The organism is Streptomyces sp. WAC 04229 (assembly GCF_003947455.1).
GTDB lineage: Bacteria > Actinomycetota > Actinomycetes > Streptomycetales > Streptomycetaceae > Streptomyces.
Genome location: NZ_QHJH01000309.1, coordinates 1 through 4,943, shown reverse-complemented (window position 1 = coordinate 4,943; position 4,943 = coordinate 1). Strand labels below are relative to the sequence as shown.

Below are 4,943 nucleotides of genomic sequence, written 5' to 3'. Positions count from 1 at the left end.
CGGCTGCTGATGTCGGCGTAGCCGGACTCGCGGGGGTGTGCCGGGGAGGCCGCACCCCCGACGACCGGCGGCCGGCGGGTGTTGTCAGTGGCGCCCGGCCCTCATGGGGGCGGGGGCACCTCGCTGTGCGGCCGAGCAGGAGGAACGGGGCGAGGTGGCCCGGAGCCACGTGTCGCTGCGCCAACCGGGTGAATCTCGCCTGGCCGGAGCAAACCGTGAGTGACCGCCGGTAGTCAAGTGACCAGCGACCAGGTGTGAGTTGTCGGTGCCGCATCGTGATGAACGGGACAGGTGGCGAACGGTGCCTCCTCGGCGTCCGCTCCGGGTTCGCAAGGAGGACTATCTGACGGTCAGTTATCGGTGAGTTATCGTGTACAGGGGGTAAAGGCGGGCCGCACGGCCTGTTGAGTTCCAGCCCAGGAGAGTTCAGCCGATGGCGAGGCAGCTACGCGCCGAGCAGACCCGCGCGACGATCGTCGGTGCCGCCGCCGACCTGTTCGACCGTCACGGCTACGAGTCGACCAGTCTGAGCGAGATCGTGGCCCACGCCGGGGTCACCAAGGGCGCCCTGTACTTCCACTTCGCGGCGAAGGAAGACCTCGCCCACGCCATCATGGAGATCCAGTCGAGGACCTCGCGGCAACTCGCCACCGACCTGGGCGGGCGCGGCTACACCTCGCTGGAGGCGCTGATGCGCCTCACCTTCGGCATGGCCCGGCTGTGCGAGGAGGGCCCGGTGCTCCGCGCCGGTCTGCGGCTCGCCACCGCGGGCGTGCCGGTGCGGCCGCCGCTGCCGCACCCCTTCACCGAGTGGCGGGAGATCGCCACCTCCCGGCTCCTCGACGCCGTCCGGCAGTCCGACCTGCATCCGGACATCGACGTCGACTCCGTCGCCCACACCCTCGTCTGCTCCATCGTCGGCACCCGCGTGGTCAGCGGGACCCTGGAACCGGCCGGGCGCCAGCCCCGCCGCCTGGCCGAGATGTGGCACATCCTCATCCGCGGCATGGTGCCGGTGACCCGTCGCGCCCGCTACGTCACCCTGGCGGCGCGCCTGGAGCGCGAGACCGCGTCCGCCTGAACGGACCGGCCCGCGGGGTACGGTGAGGCGCATGCCCGACACCCCGTCCGCGCCCGCCCCCGTCATCCTCGGCGACGAGCCCGGGTCCTTCCCGCACGGTGTGCTCGCCGACCGGCACCCGGCCGTCGTCCGGCAGGTGCGCGACGCGTTCCCCCACGGCCCCGAACGGCTGCGCGCCCTCGACGCGCTGCTCGCGAGCTGTGCCGACGGCGTGGTCGAACCGCTGCCCGCCGACGCCGACGCCCGCGACCGGGACCGCTGGACGCGGTGGGGCCTGGACGCGTACGCCGGCCGTTCCTGGTACGACGTGCCCTGGCTGTGGGCCGAGAGCCACTTCTACCGCCGGCTGCTCGACGCCGTCGGATACTTCGCCCCCGGCACCTGGCAGGGCGTCGACCCCTTCCGGCCGGCCAAGCTCGCCGAACTCGACGACCCCGCGACGGACGAGGAACTCGCCGCGCTCGACGGCCTCGCCGCCCTGCCCGCCGACGAGCGGACCCGGGCCCTGCTGCACGGCTCGCTCTGGGGCAACCGGGCGGATCTCGGCTTCCGCCTCTCCGAGGGCGGCACCGGCACCGGGGAGCAGGTGGAGGCCCTCGTGTGCGACGACGGCGACGCCCTGTGGTCCCTGCTCCCGCCCTCCGAGGGACCCGGCGCGGCGGGACCGAGGACTCTGTGCCTCGTCGCCGACAACGCGGGCCGCGAACTCGTCCCCGACCTGCTCCTCGTCTCCCACCTGCTCGCCGAGGGCCGCGTCGACCGGGCGGTCCTGCACGTCAAGCCGCACCCGTACTACGTCTCCGACGCGACGCCCGCCGACCTGCTCGACGCGCTGCGGCGGCTGGTGGCGGCGGGCGGCGCGGCCGAGGAGTACGGGCGGCGGCTGTGGACCGCGCTGCGGGACGGGCGCGTCACCGTCCGCGCCCACCCGTTCTCCTGCGCCCCGCTGCCGTACGCCGACATGCCCGACGACCTGCGCGCGGAGTTCGCCGCGGCCACCGTCACCGTCCTCAAGGGCGACCTGAACTACCGCCGCCTGGTGGGCGACCGGTGGTGGCCGCCGACCACGCCCTTCGCGGACGTCACCGCGTACTTCCCGGGTCCCGTCGCCGCCCTGCGCACCCTCAAGTCCGATGTGATCACAGGCCTGTCGGAGAAGACCGAGGCGGCGCTGGAGTCCGGCGGGGAGCGGCACTGGCGGACCGGCGGGACGCACGCCCTGATCCAGGTCAGGACCTGAGCACGGAGTTCCCGCGTTCCGCGCTCTTTCACGCGATGGTGTGATCATGTGCCGCCGGGTGGATGCGCCCTCGAGGCCCTGGGTAGTGCCGGGCCATGACGCGACAGCCCTTCGAACTCCCGCACTTCTACCTGCCGCATCCCGCGCGGCTCAACCCGCATCTCGACGAGGCCCGCGCCCACTCGACGGCGTGGGCGCGCGAGATGGGCATGCTGGAGGGCTCCGAGGTCTGGGAGCAGTCCGACCTCGACGCACACGATTACGGACTGCTCTGCGCCTACACCCATCCCGACTGCGACGGGCCGGCGCTCTCCCTGATCACCGACTGGTACGTGTGGGTCTTCTTCTTCGACGACCACTTCCTGGAGCGGTTCAAGCGCACCCAGGACCGCGTCGGCGGCAAGGCCCACCTGGACCGGCTGCCGCTGTTCATGCCGCTGGACCTCACCACCGGGATGCCCGAGCCGGAGAACCCGGTCGAGGCAGGTCTGGCCGACCTCTGGACCCGCACGGTGCCCGCGATGTCGGCCGACTGGCGCCGCCGCTTCGCCGTCGCCACCGAGCACCTGCTCAACGAGTCCCTGTGGGAGCTGTCCAACATCAACGAGGGGCGGATCGCCAACCCCGTCGAGTACATCGAGATGCGCCGCAAGGTCGGCGGCGCCCCCTGGTCGGCGGGGCTCGTGGAGTACGCGACCGCCGAGGTGCCCGCGGCCGTCGCCGGGTCCCGGCCGCTCCGGGTGCTGATGGAGACGTTCTCCGACGGCGTGCACCTGCGCAACGACCTCTTCTCCTACCAGCGCGAGGTCGAGGACGAGGGCGAGCTGAGCAACGGGGTGCTGGTCCTGGAGACCTTCTTCGGCTGCACCACCCAGGAGGCCGCCGAGCTGGTCAACGACGTCCTCACCTCCCGCCTGCACCAGTTCGAGCACACCGCCTTCACCGAAGTGCCCGCGGTGGCCCTGGAGAACGGACTCACCCCGCCCGAGGTCGCCGCCGTCGGGGCGTACGCCAAGGGCCTCCAGGACTGGCAGTCCGGCGGCCACGAATGGCACATGCGCTCCAGCCGGTACATGAACAAGGGCGCGCGGCCCGTCGCCGGCTGGCAGGCGCTCACCGGCCCCGGCACCTCCGCCGCCGACGTCGGCGCCCTGCTCGCCGCCGCCGCCGCACGGCGGGCCCGGCCCTACACGCACGTCCCCTTCCAGAAGGTCGGCCCGTCGGTCATCCCCGACCTCCGCATGCCGTACCCGGTGGAGCTGAGCCCCGCCCTGGAGGGATCCCGGCGACACCTGCTCGCGTGGTCGCACCGCATGGGCATCCTCGGCGAGGGCGTGTGGGACGAGGACAAGCTCGCGAGCTGCGACCTCCCCCTGTGCGCCGCCGGTCTCGACCCGGACGCCACCCAGGAGCAGCTCGACCTGTCCTCCGACTGGCTGGCCTTCGGGACCTACGGCGACGACTACTACCCGCTCGTCTACGGGCACCGCCGTGACCTGGCCGCCGCCCGGCTGACCACGGCCCGGCTCTCGGCCTGCATGCCGCTCGACGGCGAACCGGTCCCGCCGCCCGGCAACGCCATGGAGCGCTCCCTGATCGACCTCTGGGCGCGCACGACGGCCGGCATGACGCCCGACGAGCGGCGCCCCCTCAAGGCGGCGGTCGACACGATGACCGAGGCCTGGGTGTGGGAGCTGTCCAACCAGATCCAGAACCGCGTCCCCGACCCGGTGGACTACCTGGAGATGCGGCGCGCCACCTTCGGCTCGGACCTCACGCTGGGCCTGTGCCGCGCCGGACACGGACCCGGCGTACCGCCGGAGGTCTACCGCAGCGGTCCGGTCCGCTCCCTGGAGAACGCGGCGATCGACTACGGGTGCCTGCTCAACGACGTCTTCTCGTACCAGAAGGAGATCGAGTACGAGGGTGAGGTCCACAACGCGGTCCTCGTCGTGCAGAACTTCTTCGGCGTCGACTACCCGGCCGCCCTGCGGGTCGTACAGGACCTGATGAACCAGCGCATGCGCCAGTTCGAGCACGTCGTCGCGCACGAACTGCCCATCGTGTACGACGACTTCCAGCTCTCCGAAGAGGCCCGGGACATCATGCGCGGCTACGTGACCGACCTGCAGAACTGGATGGCCGGCATCCTCAACTGGCACCGGAGCGTCCCGCGCTACAAGGCCGAGTACCTGGCGGGACGTACCCACGGCTTCCTCCCCGACCGGATCCCGGCCCCGCCCCTGCCCGCGCCCGTGCCCAGGGGGCCCCTCGTGCCCATGCCCTGACCGGCGTTCAGTCTCACTCGTTCGTGGCTCGTCACGCGCCGGTGCGCCGGGTAGAGCACCTGCCGGAGGCGATCCATGGAACAGACAGCGTTGCGGCCCAAACCGATGCCCGGCCGGGAACCGGCCGCCCGCCCCGAACCCGACGGCCCCCGGCGTCCGCACGCCGGGCGCCGGCGCCGTCGGCGGTTGACCACCGTGCTGCTCGGCGTGTTCGCCGCGACCGTGCTGGTCCTGGCGGGCGTGGGACTGGGCACGGTGGGCGCCACGGTGATCGGCATGAGCGAACTCGCCGCACTGCAACAGCGGTCGGGAGCGTCGGGGCCCGGACCGGGGG

The 4,943-nt window shown here is 72.5% G+C and carries 3 protein-coding genes and 1 pseudogene; all 4 read left to right on the top strand.

Annotation, left to right across the window (positions count from 1 at the left end):
• The first annotated feature begins 433 nt into the window (after nt 1-433).
• Complete coding sequence (locus DMH12_RS37060) at nt 434-1,081, top strand: ScbR family autoregulator-binding transcription factor (RefSeq protein WP_122618297.1); 648 nt, start codon at nt 434-436, stop codon at nt 1,079-1,081.
• 31 nt (nt 1,082-1,112) lie between these two features.
• Nucleotides 1,113-2,321, top strand: a complete 1,209-nt coding sequence (locus DMH12_RS37055) for a damage-control phosphatase ARMT1 family protein (protein WP_125495675.1) — start codon at nt 1,113-1,115, stop codon at nt 2,319-2,321.
• 95 nt (nt 2,322-2,416) lie between these two features.
• Nucleotides 2,417-4,609, top strand: coding sequence for a germacradienol/geosmin synthase Cyc2 (cyc2, locus tag DMH12_RS37050; RefSeq protein ID WP_125495674.1), 2,193 nt, complete (start codon nt 2,417-2,419; stop codon nt 4,607-4,609).
• A 75-nt stretch (nt 4,610-4,684) separates the two neighbouring features.
• Nucleotides 4,685-4,943: pseudogene (locus DMH12_RS37045) on the top strand (PDZ domain-containing protein); the annotation flags it as partial.

Excerpts from the sequence above, each read along its gene's own strand:
- DMH12_RS37060 (WP_122618297.1), top strand. The coding sequence starts at position 434 with ATGGCGAGGCAGCTACGCGCCGAGCAGACCCGCGCGACGATCGTCGGT.
- cyc2 (WP_125495674.1), top strand. The coding sequence starts at position 2,417 with ATGACGCGACAGCCCTTCGAACTCCCGCACTTCTACCTGCCGCATCCC.
- DMH12_RS37055 (WP_125495675.1), top strand. The coding sequence starts at position 1,113 with ATGCCCGACACCCCGTCCGCGCCCGCCCCCGTCATCCTCGGCGACGAG.